Raw genomic sequence first — 19,329 nt, forward strand, 5'->3', positions numbered from 1 at the left:
GGGGGAGCGGAAATCTTACCCGAGAGATTGCGGCCACCGCAGAAGCGCGGCCTGGCCGGCCGTCGTCAGGGCATAGACGCCCTTTTCCCGGCGCTCGAACCATCCATAGACGTTGTCGCGCAGGATCGGACCGGCCTTTGGCGTCAGCGCCTTCATATCTCGCGGACGCACAATTCCGCGGTCGAGTGCGGCCGCGCAGAGCAGCGCCTGCTGGCGATAGGCCGTCATGACCGGCGCCCGCGAGCCGCCGCCGACGGCAGGATCGCCGCGACGGCGCTGATGCTCCTTGACGAGGCGCGAGCGCCGCTTGGGATTGGTGCGCGGCATCGGCGAGATCGAACTGACGATGACGCTGACCTCGCCGCCATCCGAGACGCCGAGCATGCCGATGCCGAGCCGCCGGCAGAGGTCGCGGTAGCGCTTGTCCGTCTCCCGCCCGCGCCCCTTTGCCGAAACGCGCGCCGCGATCCAGACTTCGTCGCTCACGGCAGCCCGATCGACCGCCTGAAGCAGCAGTTCCAGATTGAAGGAGAGCTTGAGTTCGCAGATCACCACGACCGGCGGCTCGCCATCGCTCAACCCGACGAGATCGCATCCGCCGACCTCACCCTTGACCACATAACCGGCCGCTTCCAGGAAGGCTTTGACCGGCAGGTAGAGCGATGTCTCCATCAGAAAATCGCGCCTCAGGCGGCGTTGAGATCGGCAATCTCGCCATATCGTGCGAGCAGTCGCGGCGAGGTCATGTCGCCGGTCTCCTCGTCGACCATGACGGCATAGGCCGCAACGCCGACGAAACGCTCGGCCATCGCCGAAGCGATCTTTTCCGCGCTGACGGCGTTCGAGGCCTGACGCATTTCGCCAGGCACGAGACTGCCGCGGTTCTTGCGGTAGGGAAGGACGATGAACTTCGCGGCAGTGGCCACGGCGATAATTCCCGGTTGATTGTTCCGGAAATGTTCTGATTTGCCTAACGGAGTCAACCCTCGCCCCTATCCGCACATGGAAAGGGGCGGGATAGAGCTAGGCTCAGGCCGCCTTCGTCTTCACCTTGCGCGCCAGATGCGCCACGACATTCTCGATCATCCGCATGCCGGCATCGCCGCCGAGCGTCATGATCGATTCGGGATGGAACTGCACCGCAGCGATCGGCTCCTTGGCATGTTCGATGCCCATGATCGTGCCGTCCTCGCTTTCCGCCGTGATGATGAATTCCCGCGGCAGCGTCGAGGGATCGGCAAAGATCGAGTGATAGCGGCCGACCGTCACTTCCCTCGAAAGGCCGGAGAAGACGATGCCGGGTTCCAGCACGCGGATGCGCGAAGGCTTGCCGTGCATCGGCAGCGCCAGATGGCGCAATTCCCCGCCATAGGCTTCGGCGAGCGCCTGCAGGCCAAGGCAGACGCCGAAGATCGGCAGGCTGCGCGCCCGTGCCTTCTTGATCGTCGCCTTGCAATCGAAATCCTTGGGATTGCCGGGACCTGGCGACAGCACGACTAGATCCGGGTTCAACCGGTCGAAGATTTCTTCCGGCACCGGCGTCCGCACGGTTGAAACCGTTGCCCCGGTCTGGCGGAAATAATTGGCCAGCGTGTGGACGAAGCTGTCCTCATGATCGATGAGCAGGATGTTGACGCCCTTGCCGACGCTGGCAACGTCGCGCTGGATTTTGCCGGAATTGCCGGTCTTGGCGTCTCGGATGGCGGAAAGCATGGCAGAGGCCTTCAATTCGGTTTCGGCTTCTTCTTCCTCAGGAATGGAATCGTTGAGCAGCGTCGCCCCGGCGCGCACTTCGGCGATGCCGTCCTTGATGCGCACGGTGCGCAGCGTCAGGCCGGTATTCATGTCGCCATTGAAGCTGACCATGCCGATCGCTCCACCATACCATGCACGCGGGCTCTTTTCATGGCTCTCGATGAAGCGCATCGCCCAGAGCTTCGGTGCACCGGTGACGGTCACGGCCCAGGCGTGGCTGAGGAACCCGTCAAAGGCGTCCATGTCGTCGCGCAGCCGCCCCTCGATGTGGTCGACCGTATGGATGAGGCGCGAATACATCTCGATCTGCCGGCGGCCGATCACCTTGACCGAGCCAGGCTCGCAGACGCGGCTCTTGTCGTTGCGGTCGACATCCGAGCACATCGTGAGTTCGGATTCGTCCTTTTTGGAGTTCAGGAGCTTCAGGATCTGTTCGCTGTCGGCGATCGGATCGTCGCCGCGCTTGATCGTGCCCGAGATCGGGCAAGTCTCGATGCGCCGGCCGGAGACGCGCACGAACATTTCGGGCGAGGCGCCGACCAGATATTCCTGATTGCCGAGATTGATAAAGAAGGAATAGGGCGATGGATTAATTGCCTTCAGCCGCTTGGAAATGTCGGAAGGCTTGCTTTCGCAGCGCTCCATGAATTTCTGCCCGGGCACGACTTCAAACAGATCGCCCTTGCGGAAGCTCTCCTTCGCCTTGACGACGAGTTCGGCATACTCGCCCGGTCGATGGTCGCTCTTCGGCGGAATGGCATCCGTCTGCTTGAATGGTTCCGGCGCGATCTGCTCAGCCTTGCCCTCGGTCGTCACGCCGCCTTTCTCGAAATCGTAGCGGTCGATCCAGGCTTTCGCGGCATAGTTATCGACGACCAGGATCTCGTCCGGCAGGTAGAGCACCATGTCGCGCTGATCGCAGGGCCGCGTCAGCTTCAAATCGATCGCGTCGAACTGGAAGGCGATGTCGTAGCCGAAGGCGCCGTAGAGGCCGAGGCTCGCATCCGCCTGCGAATAGAAAAGGTCGGTCACGGCGCGCAGCACCGTGAAAACCGTCGGCATCTTCGAACGCTCTTCCTCGGTAAACACCCGATCCGGCGCCTTGACGGAAAGGTCGAGACGGCGGCCGGAGGAGGCGCCGAGCACAAGCTCGGGCACCGTCTTCAGCCGCTCGGTCACAAAGCCGAGAAGCACCTCCCCGCGCTCATTATAGGCCTCGATCCAGACGTCGCGGCCGAAGGAGGAGATGCCGAGCGGCGGATCGACGACGGCGGTATCCCAGCGCGTATAACGGCCCGGATATTCGTAGTTCGACGAGAAGACCGCGCCGCGGCGCTCGTCGAGCTTGTCGACATAGGAAGAGACCGCGTCGGCATAAGGGATCGCCCGCCGCTGCCGGGTGACGGTGATGCCGCCCTTGGTCTCGTAGATTTCCGCACCATCATCCCGCAGGATCGTTACCATAGTTCCACTCCGTTATCGGGGCCCGGACGACAGGCGGCGATAAAACAAAAAAGCCGCCTCGAAGTTTCGGGCGGCTCACTCGTCGTCGTCTTTGGACACGATTGGTCGAGGCCGCCTCAGCGAGCCCACCACCAAACAGCAATGTTCAAAGACTTGATCATGCGAAAATTGTTAGCCTGAGATCAGCCGCCACGCAAGAGGCGATCGCACGAATGAAAAGGGCGGCCCGAAAGCCGCCCCTCCCCAGCCTTGAAGGCATGACTGGCTCAGAAAGTCTTGGTGAGCGAGACCTTGAATGTGCGACCCGGCTCGGAATACCACTCCCGCGGCTGCGACGCCGTCACCGAGCTGAGATTGACGTCGCGCACGGCGAGCGCGTTGTAGTGCTCCTGGTCGAAGATATTGTAGACACCAGCTTGGACGCGCAGGCCCGGCAACTGTTCCGGCGTCCACCAGCCGGTCAAGTCGACGATTGCGTAACCGGGCGCATCAAAGGTCGTGTCGTTGGTGTTCGTGACCGGTGTATTGAGATGGTCCGTGAGCATGCCGGCCGCAAGCGTCGAGGAAAGGTCGAAGCCGAAGGTCTCATTGCTCCAGCCGCCGCCGATGATCGCCTTGAACGGCGCCACCGAGCGCAGGCGCTGGGTGGTCTCTTCGTTCCTGCCATAGGCATAGGCCAGCGAAGCATGCAGATTGATGCCGTTATTGAAGGTCTTGACGGTGCTGGCTTCAATACCCGAGATCGTCGCCGCAGCCACGTTCGTGTAATTGAACTCAGTAAAGCCTGTCGCGTCGACGCTCGTCACCGTCTCGATGAAGTTCTGATAACGGGTATGGAAAGCCGCGACCCGGCCGGTAAAATCGCCCGTGTCGAAATTGGCGCCGACTTCGATGCCGCGGCCGATTTCGGGTTCCAGATCAGGATTGCCGAGCTGGGCGTAGCGGCCGGTGGGGTTATAGAAGCGGCTATAGAGTTCGTCGACGGTTGGCGCGCGGAAGCCGACCGCCAGCTGCATATAGAGCTCTACATCAGGCGTCAGGTCGAATGTGGCAAGGATCTTCGGCGACGTGGCGGCTTCCGTTCGGTCGCGAAGATCGCCGAAACGGGTAAGGCCGGTATTGTTGGCAAAACCGCCGCCGGTCGAGGGATCGTAGTTGAACCAGTCAAAGCGGACGCCGGGCGTCAGCGTGAAACCGGTGTTGCCGATCTCGATCTTGTCTTCGACAACAAGCCCAAGGTTCTGACTGTCCACATTCGGCACTTCCGCCTGGTTGTTCAGCGCCGGGCACGTCGTCAATGTCGGGCACAGGGCCCAGCTATATTGGCTCCAGCTGGAAACGCCGACGTCGAGCCCGACGCGAACGGAGTGGCTGAGGCCGGAATATTCGAAGTCCCTGGTCGCGTTGCCGCTGAAGCCCCAGGTTTCGTTTTCGACCTCGTTGTTGCGGCCATAGGCAACATTGGCGGTCGTACGGCCCCCGCTGCCGGCCTCCTTCTTCAAATCCTGCCAATAAAGCGTGGCGCGCGCACTGCTGAAGACCCCGTCGGAAGACTGCGCTTCATAATCGTAGTCGAGCGATACGCGATCGCGGTCACGCTGTTCGCGACCGTCATAATTGTCGATCATGAAGTTGCGAGGGCTGGTTCCTCCCTGAAGATGGCGCAGGTCGGTTTCCAGGTCGCGGCGGAAGCGTTCCGCCGTCAAGCCGATGCGATGACCGCCTTCCAGCTCCTGGCGCAGTTTGAAGAGCAGGTTGTGTTGGTCGAAATCAGCCGGGTTCGCCTCGGTGCGGAGAGCACCGTAAACGTCATTGTTGCCCATGTTCGCCCGCTCATGGCCTTTGCGGTAACCGCCCTGGAACAGAATCGAGGTGCCGCCGATCTTCTTGGCGGCGGCGGCCGAGCCGGAGAGGCTGAGGTCTTCGCTGTCATAGGTCGATTTCACGATCGCGCCCCAATCGCGGCCTTCGGGGATCAGATCCTCCGGCTCCAGCGTATTGAGAACGATAGCGCCGCCGAGCATGCCCGAACCGCCCTTGCTCGAATCCGCGCCGCGCACGATATCGAGCGAGGACAGCGAATCGAAATCGAACATATCGCCGCCGCCATTGGCGTTGGCAGGCGCAAAAGCACCCTGGCGCGAACTGTTCGAGATGTAAGGGATCGGAATGCCGTCGATCGTCGTCAAGATGCGAGCACCGGAAAGACCGCGCAGGTTGAAGCCCGCATCGGCACGCGAATAGTTCACGCCTGCATCGACGCTGCGGCCGATGTCGTCGTAATTAGTGACCTGCTTCTCTTCCAGCTGCTTCTGACTGATCTCGGTCGCGAGCGGCGTATCGGCAACACTGCCCGGCGCCACGCGCTTGCCCTTGACGACGATCTTCTGCAACACGGTGCTGTCCTCCGACGCGGCTTCCGGCGTGCTGGCCGGAACGCTTTGTGCGAAAGACTGCGAAACAGGAAGAATAACTGCGGCTGCCGTGCAGACCGATAGAACCGAGCGCCAATACCGGATGATCATAACCTACCCTCTGATGGTGATTACCGGGCTGGCTGGTCGTGGCGCGTCGAACGCTCGAGGGGCTGGCTGGGCTTTTGCGGATGAAGACGAAGCAGAATTCCGCCCTCTTTTCGCCGCATAAAAAACATGAGAAAGATTGTCAACATAAGTGAGGGCCTTATGTTGAATATTCTCATCAAGTTTTAACGATCTCGTAGGACGTTGCACAATTGCAACGAAAATCGCCCACATGCGTTGTTACCCGCGACGATACTAGGATCTGGGCCCATTGAGGAAACTTTCGACACTGGCGATCCTTTTCGCCGCTAGCGTCTTTCTTGCCGGCGCCCGCCTGCCTGCGCAGGGCCCCTTGCCAGAACCTCGGCCCGATACCGGACAGACGACCAGCCCGTCTGCCCCGCCAGCGGAAAAGGCGGAACCGCCCGCACCGGAGGAAGTTCCCGCCCCTCAGCCGAAACCGGACGTGAAGGAGCCGGAGGCGCCGGCATCCAGCCAGACGCCCGCGCCGCAGGCCGCCCCGGCAAAACCGGAGCCGACGGAACCGATGCAAGGTCCGCCGCTGCCGCCGGGTACTGCCGGTCGCCCCCAGGCGCCGGAAGAAACCAAGCCGCAGGGCGAGCAGACGCTCGAAGAGCAGCAACTGACAATCGAGCCGGAGAGGGATGCTGAACATGCAGAATGCACCGCCGCCCTTCAGGCTCTGGGCGTTGTCTTCAAGGAAGCGCCGCGCATCGACGACGGCAATGGCTGCGGCATCGACAAGCCGATCGTCGTCTCCGAAGCCCTGCCCGGCATTGCGCTCAAGCCGGAAGCGACAATGCGCTGCCCGGCCGCCCTCGCGCTTGCCCGCTGGATAAAGGAGAGCGTCATCCCCGCCGCCGCCGCTGCCCTGCCGGGACAGGGCCGCATCACATCAGTTAACCAGGCAACGTCCTATATGTGCCGCCTGCGCAACGGCGCCGGAACCGGCAAGATCTCCGAACATGCTCGCGGCAACGCTATCGACATTGCAAGCTTCCATTTCGAGAAAGGAGAGGACGTCGCCGTCCGCTCCCGCCGCGAGGACTCCACACTGACCGGCGCCTTTCAGCGAACCGTCAGCGCCGCCGGTTGTCTCTATTTCACCACTGTCCTCGACCCCGAAAGTGACGCCGCCCACGAGACCCATTTTCATCTCGACGTCATTGAACGGAAGGGCGGCTATCGCTATTGTCACTGATGAACCAGTTTCCTGATCATCGCTGTCGACTTCATATTTACCGGTGAATTCCATTGGGCCTTCGCCATCGGACCGTTGTTCCTCGGCACGATGCAAAGCCTTATCCGGTTGTTTATCGATCCAGACTTTGAAAAGCGTCGGAAGCACCGTCTGGTCGAGCGTTTCGGGAAGTCCGCCTCTGATCAGAACAACCCTTCAATATAACCCTGCTCATTCAAAAAAATCCGCTCCGCCGATGGCGATTTCGGCAGGCCGGGCATCGTCATGATCTCACCGGTGATGGCGACGACGAAGCCGGCTCCGGCTGAAAGCCGCACCTCCCGCACCGAGACGATATGGCCTTCCGGCGCGCCGCGCAGGTTCGGATCGGTGGAGAAGGAATACTGCGTCTTCGCCATGCAGACCGGCAGCTTGCCGTAGCCCTGCTCCTCCCATGTCTGCAGCTGATCGCGCACCGCCTTGTCCGCGGTCACCTCGCCGGCATGGTAGATCTTCGAGGCGACGATCTCGATCTTCTCGAACAGCGAAATGTCGTCGCCGTAGAGCGGCTGGAATTTCGCCTGGCCCGATTCGGCCAGCTCCACCACCTTATGCGCCAGTTCCTCGATGCCGGCCGAACCTTTGGCCCAGTGCTGGCAGAGGATCGCTTCGGCGCCGAGCCGCGAGACGAATTCCTTCACCGCCGCGATCTCCGCATCGGTATCCATGACGAAATGATTGATCGCGACGACGACGGGCACGCCGAAGCGGCGCACATTGGCAACGTGCCGGCCGAGATTGGCGCAGCCCTTCTTCAGCGCCGCGACGTCCTCCGTGCCGAGATTCTCCTTCTTCACGCCGCCATTCATCTTCAGCGCCCGGATGGTCGCGACGATAACTGCCGCGTCCGGTTTCAGCCCGGCCTTGCGGCATTTGATGTCGAAGAATTTTTCAGCCCCGAGATCGGCCCCGAATCCCGCTTCCGTCACCACATAGTCGCCGAGCTTCAGCGCCGTCTTCGTCGCCGTCACCGAATTGCAGCCATGGGCGATATTGGCGAACGGGCCGCCATGCACGAAGGCCGGATTGTTCTCCAGCGTCTGTACGAGGTTCGGCTGCATCGCATCCTTGAGCAGCACCGCCATCGCGCCATCGGCTTTCAGGTCGCGCGCACGCACCGGCGTCCTATCAAAGCGGTAGCCGATGATGATGTCGCCGAGCCGCCGCTCCAGATCCTTGAGGTCGGTAGCAAGGCAGAGGATCGCCATCACTTCCGAGGCGACGGTGATGTCGAAGCCGCCCTGGCGCGGAAAACCGTTGGCAACGCCGCCGAGGGAGGAGACCATGCTTCTGAGCGCCCGGTCGTTCATGTCCATGACCCGCCGCCAGGTGATGCGGCGAATGTCGATATTCTCTTCGTTGCCCCAGTAGATGTGGTTGTCGATCATCGCCGCCAGCAGATTGTGCGCCGAGGTGATCGCATGGAAATCGCCGGTGAAATGCAGATTGATATCTTCCATCGGCACGACCTGCGCATAACCGCCGCCGGCCGCACCGCCCTTGACGCCGAAGCAGGGGCCGAGAGAAGCCTCGCGTATGCAGACGATCGCCTTCTTGCCGATCCGATTCAGACCGTCGCCGAGGCCGACAGTCGTCGTCGTCTTGCCTTCGCCGGCCGGGGTTGGATTGATCGCCGTGACAAGGATCAGCTTGCCGTCCTTCTTGCCCGCCTGCGCCGCGATGAACTCGGCGCTGACCTTTGCCTTGTCGTGACCATAGGGGACGAGCTGCTCGGCCCCGATGCCGAGCTTTGCCCCTATCTCAAAGATCGGCCTCTTGGCCGCGGCACGCGCAATCTCGATATCCAATTTGATTGCTGGCATGGATGCTCCCCATTGCGGCCTGCGCGGGCGCGAAGGCGTTTCCCTCGTCAGTGGGATATCGAAATATCGCTAAGCTGTGAATAGCGCTCGCCTTGCAGCCGCCACGCTGGACGGTTATGGGGCGCTCAACCGTCGCGGCTTTTGAAGGTGAAGACATGAAAGCATTGGAACTCCTCGTCGAGCGTATCATCCTGTCGAGCCGCTGGCTCCTCGTCGCCTTCTACATGGGCTTGGTGTTGGCGCTCGCCGCCTATGCCGTTTCCTTCGGCTATAAGCTCTTGAAGATCACCGCCAACGTCTTCATTCTCGACGAAGCGGGCATGATCCTTGCCATGCTCAGCCTGATCGATGCGGCCCTCGTCGCAAGCCTGATCGTCATGGTGATGATTTCAGGCTACGAGAATTTTGTCAGCCGCTTCGATGAAGCCGACGGCGCCGACAACGAGGTCTCTTTCCTCGGCAAGCTCGATTCAGGCAGCCTGAAGATCAAGGTCGCCTCCTCGATCGTCGCCATCTCCTCTATTCATCTGCTGCAGGTCTTCCTCAATGCCGACCAATACGAAGACGGCAAGATCATGTGGCTGACGCTCATGCACCTCACCTTCGTCGCCTCCGCCGTCATGCTCGGCTTCCTGGAGAAGCTCATGAGTGTGACGTCGAAGAACGATTTGAAGGACGAGGGATAGAGGGACGACGAACCGCTTGTCAGGTCGATGCGCGGGCAAGCCGGCAGTCAAGGCCTTCCTTTCCGCGTCAGTTCGAGGCCCCAGCAGCAGGAATGATCTCTGCCTCAGCTTTTTTGGGGGCATCGAAGACTTTCCTTGGCATCGGGTCCACACAGGCGGTCGCCGGGCTCATCGCCATAAGGGATGATGCCATTGACGATCCCAAGCTCGAGCGCCTGAGCACGAGGAATTTCTTTTCGCTCAATCGAGGTCGCGATCATCATCGCCTCAAAAGACTCGGAATTGACACCCATCTCGTCGAAATAGGCGAAGAATTTTGCAGATTCAGCCGTGGTGGGTCTCACGAGGCCGATATCGGAGTATCCGACAATTCGCGGCGTTCCGCTCATCAAGACGAGAGCACAGGTCGAAAGGCAGTATGCCCCGCCGGCGGAGACCTCCCCCTCAGTTGGGCCGCTTTTGGCCATGCTCGCCTCGCAACGCGGATTTAGCGTCGGGCAGCTCGGCAACCGCGTTCTGCCAACCGAGGTCTCCAGGCCTGCAGCACGGATTATACGTCCCATCGCGAAAGGCGCATCCATGTCCCCGCCATTGGACTGAAGCACGACCGGCAGCTTTCTTTCGCCGAGCGTCTCCAAGATCGCCTTCAGCCGAACCGGGGTATCCGGCGTGATGTCTCCTTCCGCAGAAATCCACTGCGTGCACTCCTCCTGACAATTGCCATGATGCATCAGCAGAAAGTCCATCGGCTGGGTTGTCGGCAGTTTCTCGCTTGTGTCTGCGACTGCAGAATGGCCGTGGCAGACGGCATCAGTGGCGGCATCCGGCACGCAGAGCGGCATGCCCGGCCACTCATTGTAAGACAGCATGTCGGTGTTCAGCCCCATGCGAAGTGCATCTGCGGGCGGTATGATCGTGATACGATCAGGAGCCGTACTCATCATCAAGGCGATCAGATCGCCGCTAACGCCCATCTCCTTCAAATAGGTCGTCAGGGCAGCAGTCGCCTTCTTGCCGAGCTTGGTGGAGCTGCTCTGTCCCACCGCCTTGCGTCCAACCTCTTTGCGGGAAATTTCCGTCTTCTTGCCGTTCACGATCTTATATTCGATGCGATAGGAGATACGCACCCTGTTGTAGACGGTCGTGATCTGGTGGACGCCAATGAAGGCCCATTGCGACGAGACGCGTGAGATGCCGCCGGCAAAGGCCAGCGGACATGCGGAAAAGCAGTATGCACCATCCGAATAGGTGACGCCGACCGAGCTGCCATCCTTGGCGATAGCTGCGGCGCAACGCGCATCATCCTCCGGGCAATCCTTCAATCGCGTGCCGCCTATGGCTGTTTCCAGGCCTGCCTTGCGGATCATCCGGCCCATCGCATAGGCGGCATCCACCTCACCGCCTTCCGACTGGAAGACGACGGGCAGTTTCCGGTCCCCGATTTTCTTCAGAACTCTTCTAAGCTGGGCGGGAGTATCGGCGGTTATGCGGCCCTCCGCCGATATCCATTCAGGACAGTCTTCTATACAGAGGAGGCTGTGTACGATGATGAAACGCATCGGGGGCTGCCCTGCCGGCTTCTTCTGCCCAGCCGCCTGCGAAGGCGCGGCACCGATCGACAAGTTCAACAAAAGAAAAACAAGTACTGCCAGAGAAAACAGATGCTTAAAATGCAGAGCAGGTGCAAAGCGCACGATTAAACCGCCTCAGTTGTACATGATAATACGCCTATCAATTGCATCGTGCCGCAGCAAGCCAGATTTCGACGCCTCTCGCTGCCCAAGCTCTTCCGGCGTGATTCTCTTCGCTCCCGGAGCAGGTGAGATCCGCAGCTATCCCGCCGCGGAAGAAGTCAAAGATACCACAACGCTATTTGCACAAGCCCCAACTCAACCGAGGCGCGCGCAGTCGTGACTATTTCTGCGCGTTTCGTACTAATCGGCTTGAGATAAGGCAATTGGGACTAGCATCCAGCAGTGTTTGTGTATTTGATAGCGTTAACATTGGGGCTGCCGGAGGCGTACAAATGTCTTATATGACCACCTCTGAAAGACAGTCGTTGCTTGCGGCGGAACTTGCTGTTGCAGGAACGCGCGGCCTGTTTGCACAAGGGCTCGGCAGGGTCTCTGCGGCTTTCGGACTGTCCTATGCGACGCTGATGCACGCTCCCTCGCCAGAAGACCTCCTCCTGAAACCGCTACTGATCGAAAGCTCGCTTCCCGCGGCCTATATCAGAGACTTCGATCGCGCCAACATGATGCGCGGTTGCCCTTTCGGCGTACGGCTGAGGGAGTCGGCCGTGCCGCAGGCCTGGCACCTCGACGATACCGTCAATGGACAGGCCTTTCCAGCCGAACTGCGCGCCTTGATGCTGCGCCATGCGATACCTGCGGGTGTTGCCATGCCGACGATTGCACTCGATGGGCAGCGCCTGGTCTTCTGGTTCTGCGGCGAGCGTGCGGCGCTCGGCCAGAGCGAGGTCAACGAGCTGGCGATCATCATCCTGCATGCCCTCGACGCATACAATGCCGTCAGGCGCAACGAGGAAAACGCGCACAATGCGCTGTCGGCGCGTGAACTTGAAGTCGTGCGCTGGACGGCACAGGGCAAGACTTCGATCGAAATCGGCCAGATCCTGGCGCTCTCCGATCACACGGTAAACGCCTACATGACCAACGCGATCAAGAAACTCGATTGCGTCAATCGCACCCAGTTGGTAGCAAAAGCAATTCGATTGAAGCTGATCAGCTGAAAAATCAGAAGAGAGTCAGCACGTCGTCCCGTGATTGGGGGAATCGTGTCTCTTCGTTTCGAACAGCCTGTCGTCGACAAGATGGCACAGTCCCGCGTCCATATGGCATCACCGATGCGGAAATCGTCCAGATGGTTGCGGCCTATCGGCTTCTGGCGCATCGACATCGAACCCGGACATTTCTTTGCAAGCGAGGATGTGCACACGATCTTCGATCTTCCCTATAGCGACGGACCGGTCAATCTGGCCGAACTGATGTCTCGAATTCACGCCGAAGACCGCAGCCTGATCGCCCAGACCTTCGAGGAGGCAAGCCGTCACGGCGTCGGCTTCCATTTCGTCTATCGCGTCGACAACCGGCTCGGCGGTTACAAGTTGGTGCGCAGCATCGGCCGCTTCCGTGACGATGCCAGCGGCGGCCGCATCGTCGGCGTCACCTATGAATTCATCGAGAGGCTGCGCGTCGTTGGCTTCGAGGATCATACGGGGCGCCGCTGACGCGCAACGCTCTAACGATCGAGCACCGACCGGATCTCGACGAGGTTTGAGCGCACCCTCAGAATATAGAAGCCCATGGTTGCGAGGTGGCTCGGCATGATCCAGCCATCTTCGCGGCCGTTCGAGATGATCGAGGGCTGGATGCGCAGTGCCGCCTGGAACTGCCGCGTGGTGCCGCTCCAAATCGCGCCGAGATTGCGTTCCTGCACCACCTGCGAGAAATCCGCCTGTGCAGCCGTCAGGATGGCGTAATAGGCATAAAGCTGGCCGTAGGCGAACCAGAACCGGTCGTCGGCACGCGTGTCGAACCAGCCGCGATTATGGTGTTCCGAGCGCTCGGCAAGCATGTCGGAAGTGGCGCCGAGATCGTTGGCGATGCGGTCGATGAACTGCATCAGATTGTCGGCGCGGCCGTCGAAAATAACGTTGCAGGCGGACAGATCAGTATTGAACTTGCGCAGGCTGCCGATCGCCGAGCGGTAGTAGGAAGGCGTTGGCGTTTTAGGCCCGAACGGATTGAGCCCGAAATACCAGCTATATTCGTCGAACTGCAGATTGCCGCGCGCGCTCTGCAGATCGTTGTTGATGCCAGACGTGCCGCGCACGCGCCCGAGTGTATCGACAAGCTCCGCCGAGGTACGCCGGACTGCCTGGTTGATGCCACGCTGGAACGAGGCCTTGTTGTCGAGGAAGGGCGTGTGATCCCAGTCGATCCCGAAGAAGCCCATTTTGTAGAGCAGCATGGAAGAAATCCATGCGTTCTGGTTGACGTTGAAATCGGTAAGGTCAGCCGTGACATCGACAATGGCTGAGCGCTGACAGGTCTTGGTGGCCGCGCCGCTCGCGCCCTCGGCGGACGGCAGTTCCTGCCCGGCGGCAATCTTGCGTTCCGAAAAGCGGTATTGGTCGACGAAGGCAGTGTTGAAGTTCGACCAGACCTGCGTCTGCCAGAAGAAATAGCCGTAAAGTACGGCGAAGAGCGCCACGAATGCGATGATCGGCAGCCGGATCAACCAGCTCCGGCGCTGGTACCAGCCATGCGCGGCAAGAAAGGGCCAAAAGGCCCGGGCGGAAAACAGGCGGGCCCAGCGGCCGATCGTCTGGCCGATCCGCCTGAAAAAACCGGCAATCCGGTCAAGCATCGTCGTCTCCTGTCAGGCGAGGCGAACACCACCGCGCCGCGCGTTTTAGACGCGCTAAGGACGCTGTAGCACTTTGAGTCACTGCATAATTCCTTAAATGGTTCCAATCTAAGGAATTATGCAGGACGACATCGCCGCCCCGCTGCATCCACATATGCGCTCGCCAGCCCGAGCACAACAAGAGCCCTCGATTTTTACGAATGAAAGCAGCGCGAACCGCGCGCGTCACGGCTCAGGAACGCAGGAACGGCAACCTGAAGCGGAAGGATCTGCGCGCCGTATCGATGAGCGGCGCTCCCGACGTTTCCGGTGCCAGCTCGGCGTGAGCCGGAAATTTTCCGGCGACGTCGAGGTCGGCCCGGCTCTTGCGCCGCTCCAGATCCTGGGCGACCAGCATATCCTTCTCGAACAGCCTGATCGGGGCTGCAATATCGGGGAACAGTTCCGGCTTGATCCTGACCTTCATGCCCGGCCGGTCGGTATCGACCTGCGCCTGATAGATGATCAGCCGCTCCTCGACATCGATCATCAGCTTGCGCAGTAAGACGTTGCAGGCACCGATCCGGCCATTCAGCGAATCGACGAAAGCCTGGAACAGGCCGATGAAGCGCTCGCGCCGCTGGCTGTCGTCCCGCATCTCGTGCTCCTCGGCCGAAATTCGTTCGGCCTCTGCCTTCAACGCCCGCCGCTGTGCCTCCATCTGCTCCCAGTGCGCCCTGTTGCCATAGACGCCGATACGGCCCTGCGTCGTCAGTGCTTTGGCGTTGAGCTCCTTCATCTTCAGGCGGGCGATATCGATGGAATCGACCAGCCGGCGCCGTTGCTCGACAATGCCCACGAGTCCGTGTTCGGCTATCTTGTGGCGTTCGATGATCGAGGTGCGCTGGCTCATGATCAGCCTGGCGAGCGCGTCCGATTTCGTCAGGAGGTCGAGCAGCCGCTCGATGACTGGCGCCTCGCGCACGCGTTCGGTATACATGCGCCACATTCTCTGGCGCGACGTCCAGCCGGCCATTTTCTCGCGCAGCGTCAATCCGCGGAAACTATCGAGATCGGCCGAAACCTCCGCCGTCATTCGGTCCAATGTGAAGACCAGTTCGGCGAGCAACGCATCGAGCGCCGTGCCATCGGCAATATGGGCCTGGAAGCGCGCGTTCTGTTCGAGAAAAACCTCGTCGGCCGACCGCGTTTCGTCGCTGTCAAAGCCGCGGATGCAGGCTTCGCAATAGGCTCCCTCGGCCTCAATCTTTTCGGCAAGGCCGCCTGCGGCTTCGTACAGGCTATCGAATGGCGGGGCTCTGCGCACCTAATCTCTCCAGGGAATCTTCTGCCTCAAGCTAGAGCATAACGCCGAAAAGTGTGAGCGGTTAGCATCGAGGGAGCTTCTAACTAGACGCGCTCGGAGCGCCGCTCGGCTTTCACCGTCTGACGAATTTCGAGCTCCAGGGCGCTCTCTTGCTCGCGCTGCTCCAGAAGGCGCAGACCATCGCGCATTACTGGCACTCTGGTAGCGTCCACTCTCGACAAGTGCGCACGAACATTTCGTGGTGATCACCGATAACGTAGCGGGATGACATCTCCACCCTTTCATTGAAGTCACGTGATCGGCTTTTGCTAAAGCGGCCAAATAAAACGGACGGTCTCAGACCGGCTCGGCGATCCAGGCCCCATTCATTTCGTCGTCCCAGTGCCTGCGGCAGAGCGAGACATATTTCTCATTGCCGCCGACATCGATCTGCGCGCCTTCGTGCAGCACCTTTCCCTGCGCGTCCAGCCGCACCACCATCGTCGCCTTACGCCCGCAATGGCAGATCGTCCGCACCTCGCGCATTTCGTCGGCAATCGCCAAAAGCTCCTGTGAGGCTGGAAACAGCTTGCCCTGAAAATCCGTCCTCAGCCCGTAGACCATGACGGGGATGCCGAGCCGGTCGACGATGCGGGCAAGCTGCCAGACATGGAGAGGCGTCATGAAATGCGCCTCGTCGACGAAGACGCAGGAGATCGGCGCCCCTTCACCGCTCAGCGTCATGACCAGTCGGAACAGATCCTCGTCCGGTTCGAAGGGAATGGCGCTCGCCTCCAGCCCGATCCGCGAGCCGATCACGCCCCGGCCGGCGCGCTCGTCGAAGGCGGCGATCAGCTGCACCGTGCGCATGCCGCGCTCCTGGTAATTGTAGGAGGCCTGCAGCAGCATCGTCGATTTGCCGGCATTCATCGTCGAATAGTTGAAATAGAGCTTTGCCATCAGAGTCTCCTTGATCGGTTATTGAAAGCTCGGAGTGGCAAAGAAAAGACCCGCAAGGGCAATAATCACAGGAATCGCCGTCTGGACTCCGTCGAAAGCCTCGAAAACTGGGCACATCGGAAAAACCGCAAACGTCGCAATCGCACCCTCCGATACGACGCAAACGCACTGAGGTCGCTTGTCAAACTGGGTTATTGGTGATTGGCTTGGGGACCTAAAGACTGGGAGTCTAAAATGAAAACAACAAGCACATTCAAACTCGTCACTGCAACTGCCGTCGCCGCCCTCTCCGTTGCGACCGCCGCCTTCGCCGCCGATCCCGACAGCTGCTCCACCGTCCGCTTCTCCGACGTCGGCTGGACTGATATTACCGCAACGACGGCGACCGCCTCCGTCGTCCTGAAAAGCATCGGCTACCAGACCGACATCAAGGTCCTCTCGGTGCCGGTCACCTATACCTCGCTGAAGAACAAGGACATCGACATCTTCCTCGGCAACTGGATGCCGACGCAGGAAAAGGACGTTCGCCCCTACATCGATGACAAGTCGGTCGAATCCTTCGGCCCGAACCTCGTCGGCGCCAAGTACACGCTCGCCACCAACGCCAAGGGTGCCGAGCTCGGTATCAAGGATTTCAAGGATATCGCCGCCCACAAGGAGGATCTCGACGGCAAGATCTACGGCATCGAGCCCGGCAATGACGGCAACCGCCTCGTCATGGATCTGATCGAAAAGAACACCTTCGGAATGAAGGATATGGAAGTCGTCGAATCCTCCGAACAGGGGATGCTCGCCCAGGTCGCTCGGGCCGAGAAAGCAGGCAAGCCCGTCGTCTTCCTCGGCTGGGAACCCCATCCGATGAACACCAACTTCAAGCTGACCTACCTCACAGGCGGCGATGACGTCTTCGGTCCCGACTTCGGCGGTGCCAAGGTCTACACAAATGTCCGCGCCGGTTACCTCGGCGAATGCCCGAATGTCGGCTCCATGCTGAAGAACCTGACGTTCTCCCTCGACATGGAGAACCAGATCATGGGTAAGATCCTCGACGACGGCAAGGAGCCGGAAGCTGCGGCTACCGAATGGCTGAAGGCCAACCCGTCGGCGCTCGAGCCCTGGCTTGCCGGCGTCAAGACCCGCGACGGCAATGGCGACGCGTTGGCGGCCGCCAAGACCAGCCTGGGCCTTTGATCACACGAACGGGGCGGCTCGCCGCCCCGTTTCATTTTTGTCCGATTGTTAATTTTTTCGGGATAGGCGCGCTCTTGAATTGGATCACCGACTCTAAGATTCCCATCGGCCCATTGGCCAAATCCTTCGTGGACTGGCTGACCTCGAATGGCGAATGGTTCTTCAACCAGCTTGCCTTTCTGCTGTCGCACGTCATCGACGGCCTGCTCTTCGTGTTGCAAAAGCCTCATCCGCTGATCGTCATTGCGGTCATTTCCGCCCTCGCTTTTTGGCTGCGGCGGTCGATCGCGATTACGCTCTTCACCTGTGTTGGGCTGCTGCTCATCATGAATCAAGGATACTGGAAGGAGACTACGGAGACGCTCGCGCTTGTGCTCGCCTCCACCTTCGTCAGCATGGTGATCGGTATTCCACTGGGTATCGCGGCCGCCCGCCGCGCCTGGGTCTATGCAGCCATGCGCCCGGTACTCGATTTGATGCAGACCATTCCGACATTCGTCTACCTGATCCCGGCGCTGATCCTGTTCGGCCTCGGAATGGTTCCGGGCTTGATCGCGACTGTCATCTTCGCGATCCCCGCTCCCATCCGATTGACGCGTCTCGGTATCATCTCGACGCCACCCTCCCTCGTCGAAGCCGCGGTCGCCTTCGGCGCGCGGCCGATGCAGGTGCTGCGCAAGGTCGAGCTTCCCTTCGCCGCGCCGCAGATTATGGCGGGTCTCACCCAGACCATCATGCTGTCGCTGTCGATGGTGGTCATCGCCGCACTCGTCGGCGCCGATGGTCTCGGCGTCCCCGTCGTGCGTGCGCTGAACACTGTCAATGTCGCAAAAGGCTTCGAAGCCGGTCTCTGTATCGTCATCCTGGCGATCATTCTCGACCGCATGTTCCGCACAGCGGGTGAAGGAGACGGCGCATGACCGCGGTAAGCTTCAAGGATGTCAGCATTATCTTCGGCGATCGGCCGGAAGCCGCCCTTGCCATGGCCGACCAGGGCAAAACGCGCGACGAGATCGGCGCCGCGACCGGCCTGGTGCTGGGCGTCGCCAACGCCTCGCTGACGATCGAGGAAGGCGAAATCCTCGTGCTGATGGGCCTTTCCGGTTCGGGCAAGTCGACTTTGCTGCGCGCTGTCAACGGGCTCGCTCCCGTGGTGCGCGGCGACGTCGCGGTCTCCACGACCACCGGCCTCGTCAACCCTTACAAATGCAATGCCAAGGCGCTGCGCGAACTGCGCACCCACACCGTCTCCATGGTGTTCCAGCAGTTCGCCCTCCTGCCCTGGCGCACCGTCGCCGAAAATGTCGGCTTCGGTCTCGAACTCGCCGGCATGCCGGAGGCCGAACGCAAGGCCCGCGTCGGCGAGCAGCTCGAACTCGTCAACCTGACGAAATGGGCGAACCGTAAGGTCAACGAGCTGTCAGGCGGCATGCAGCAGCGTGTCGGCCTTGCCCGAGCCTTTGCCACCGGCGCCCCGATCCTGCTCATGGATGAGCCCTTCTCTGCCCTCGACCCGCTGATCCGCACCCGCCTCCAGGACGAACTCCTGGAGTTCCAGCGGCGGCTGAAGAAGACCATTCTCTTCGTCAGCCACGATCTCGACGAGGCCTTCCGCATCGGCAACCGCATCGCCATCATGGAGGGCGGTCGGATCATTCAGTGCGGAACGCCGCACGACATCGTCAAGAACCCCGCGGACCAGTATGTCGCCGACTTCGTGCAGAACCTCAACCCGATCAACATGCTGACGGCCGCCGACGTTATGCAGCCCGGCCTCGGCCAGACCGCTGCCGGTATGAGCGTCAGCGCCACGGCCCGCGCCGCGACCCCGCTCGTCGATGTCCTCGACGTACTCGCCCGTCAGCCGGGCAGCATCGGCATCGTGGAAAACGGCACCGTCATCGGCACCATCACCGCCCAGGATATCGTCGCCGGCCTCACGCGCCATCGCCGCAAGGAGGACGCTTGATGTTTTCGATCCGCTTTGCCA

Annotated in this window: 16 protein-coding genes and 2 pseudogenes; 9 read left to right on the top strand and 9 right to left on the bottom strand. The window is 60.7% G+C overall.

All coding sequences use genetic code 11. The features are described 5' to 3' along the window. Nucleotides 1–15: 15 nt before the first annotated feature. From ACQ7C1_RS19655 to ACQ7C1_RS19670, 4 genes are all read right to left on the bottom strand, one after another. Nucleotides 16–672 (bottom strand): DUF2161 domain-containing phosphodiesterase, encoded by a 657-nt coding sequence (locus ACQ7C1_RS19655; protein ID WP_183704779.1) that lies wholly within the window; start codon nt 670–672, stop codon nt 16–18. A 14-nt stretch (nt 673–686) separates the two neighbouring features. Then, nucleotides 687–926 (bottom strand): hypothetical protein, encoded by a 240-nt coding sequence (locus tag ACQ7C1_RS19660; RefSeq protein ID WP_430959510.1) that lies wholly within the window; start codon nt 924–926, stop codon nt 687–689. A 103-nt stretch (nt 927–1,029) separates the two neighbouring features. Further along, a complete protein-coding gene (locus tag ACQ7C1_RS19665) occupies nt 1,030–3,219 on the bottom strand; it encodes an anthranilate synthase (RefSeq protein ID WP_430959511.1) in 2,190 nt (729 codons plus the stop codon). Between the two features lie 266 nt (nt 3,220–3,485). Continuing rightward, nucleotides 3,486–5,690, bottom strand: coding sequence for a TonB-dependent hemoglobin/transferrin/lactoferrin family receptor (locus ACQ7C1_RS19670; protein ID WP_430959583.1), 2,205 nt, complete (start codon nt 5,688–5,690; stop codon nt 3,486–3,488). On the opposite strand from ACQ7C1_RS19670, the gene ACQ7C1_RS19675 reads away from it, so the two are divergent. Both ACQ7C1_RS19675 and ACQ7C1_RS19680 read left to right on the top strand, forming a co-directional pair. Further along, entirely contained in the window at nt 5,593–5,865 is a 273-nt protein-coding gene (locus ACQ7C1_RS19675; RefSeq protein ID WP_311043944.1) for a hypothetical protein, read from the top strand. The two genes, ACQ7C1_RS19670 and ACQ7C1_RS19675, sit on opposite strands and share 98 nt — an antisense overlap. Before the next feature lie 147 nt (nt 5,866–6,012). Next, nucleotides 6,013–6,963, top strand: coding sequence for an extensin family protein (locus ACQ7C1_RS19680; RefSeq protein WP_430959512.1), 951 nt, complete (start codon nt 6,013–6,015; stop codon nt 6,961–6,963). A 182-nt stretch (nt 6,964–7,145) separates the two neighbouring features. On the opposite strand, the gene ACQ7C1_RS19685 is transcribed toward ACQ7C1_RS19680, so the two are convergent. Next, nucleotides 7,146–8,825, bottom strand: coding sequence for a formate--tetrahydrofolate ligase (locus ACQ7C1_RS19685; protein WP_430959513.1), 1,680 nt, complete (start codon nt 8,823–8,825; stop codon nt 7,146–7,148). Nucleotides 8,826–8,980: 155 nt separating this feature from the next. Here ACQ7C1_RS19685 and ACQ7C1_RS19690 point away from each other — a divergent pair, with 155 nt between their 5' ends. Continuing rightward, complete coding sequence (locus tag ACQ7C1_RS19690; RefSeq protein ID WP_097596981.1) at nt 8,981–9,511, top strand: TIGR00645 family protein; 531 nt, start codon at nt 8,981–8,983, stop codon at nt 9,509–9,511. 67 nt (nt 9,512–9,578) lie between these two features. Here ACQ7C1_RS19690 and ACQ7C1_RS19695 read toward each other — a convergent pair. After that, nucleotides 9,579–11,070, bottom strand: a pseudogene (locus tag ACQ7C1_RS19695) (hypothetical protein). On the opposite strand from ACQ7C1_RS19695, the gene ACQ7C1_RS19700 reads away from it, so the two are divergent. The 3 genes and pseudogenes from ACQ7C1_RS19700 to ACQ7C1_RS19710 all read left to right on the top strand — a co-directional run bounded on the left by ACQ7C1_RS19700 (nt 11,057) and on the right by ACQ7C1_RS19710 (nt 12,761). Further along, nucleotides 11,057–11,425: a hypothetical protein gene (locus tag ACQ7C1_RS19700; protein WP_430959589.1), complete on the top strand. Its 369-nt coding sequence runs from the start codon at nt 11,057–11,059 to the stop codon at nt 11,423–11,425. The pseudogene ACQ7C1_RS19695 and the gene ACQ7C1_RS19700 overlap by 14 nt on opposite strands. Before the next feature lie 112 nt (nt 11,426–11,537). Further along, nucleotides 11,538–12,263: a helix-turn-helix transcriptional regulator gene (locus tag ACQ7C1_RS19705; RefSeq protein ID WP_085778952.1), complete on the top strand. Its 726-nt coding sequence runs from the start codon at nt 11,538–11,540 to the stop codon at nt 12,261–12,263. Between the two features lie 45 nt (nt 12,264–12,308). Then, nucleotides 12,309–12,761: pseudogene (locus ACQ7C1_RS19710) on the top strand (PAS domain-containing protein). Between the two features lie 11 nt (nt 12,762–12,772). Here ACQ7C1_RS19710 and ACQ7C1_RS19715 read toward each other — a convergent pair. From ACQ7C1_RS19715 to ACQ7C1_RS19725, 3 genes are all read right to left on the bottom strand, one after another. Further along, nucleotides 12,773–13,903, bottom strand: a complete 1,131-nt coding sequence (locus tag ACQ7C1_RS19715; protein WP_430959514.1) for a DUF2333 family protein — start codon at nt 13,901–13,903, stop codon at nt 12,773–12,775. A 232-nt stretch (nt 13,904–14,135) separates the two neighbouring features. Continuing rightward, nucleotides 14,136–15,209: a hypothetical protein gene (locus ACQ7C1_RS19720; protein ID WP_430959515.1), complete on the bottom strand. Its 1,074-nt coding sequence runs from the start codon at nt 15,207–15,209 to the stop codon at nt 14,136–14,138. Between the two features lie 336 nt (nt 15,210–15,545). Further along, a complete protein-coding gene (locus ACQ7C1_RS19725; protein WP_011426320.1) occupies nt 15,546–16,148 on the bottom strand; it encodes a thymidine kinase in 603 nt (200 codons plus the stop codon). 234 nt (nt 16,149–16,382) lie between these two features. Here ACQ7C1_RS19725 and ACQ7C1_RS19730 point away from each other — a divergent pair, with 234 nt between their 5' ends. The 3 genes from ACQ7C1_RS19730 (at nt 16,383) to choV (ending at nt 19,308) form a co-directional block, all read left to right on the top strand. After that, nucleotides 16,383–17,339 carry a choline ABC transporter substrate-binding protein gene (locus tag ACQ7C1_RS19730; protein ID WP_430959516.1) on the top strand — a complete coding sequence of 319 codons (957 nt, stop codon included), beginning with the start codon at nt 16,383–16,385 and terminating at the stop codon, nt 17,337–17,339. A 74-nt stretch (nt 17,340–17,413) separates the two neighbouring features. Beyond that, nucleotides 17,414–18,259, top strand: coding sequence for a choline ABC transporter permease subunit (gene choW / locus ACQ7C1_RS19735; protein ID WP_097596985.1), 846 nt, complete (start codon nt 17,414–17,416; stop codon nt 18,257–18,259). Then, nucleotides 18,256–19,308 (top strand): choline ABC transporter ATP-binding protein, encoded by a 1,053-nt coding sequence (choV, locus tag ACQ7C1_RS19740; RefSeq protein ID WP_064804161.1) that lies wholly within the window; start codon nt 18,256–18,258, stop codon nt 19,306–19,308. Before choW ends, choV begins: the two co-directional genes overlap by 4 nt. Nucleotides 19,309–19,329 lie beyond the last annotated feature (21 nt).

Source organism: Rhizobium sp. Nf11,1 (assembly GCF_050587665.1).
Taxonomy (GTDB): domain Bacteria; phylum Pseudomonadota; class Alphaproteobacteria; order Rhizobiales; family Rhizobiaceae; genus Rhizobium.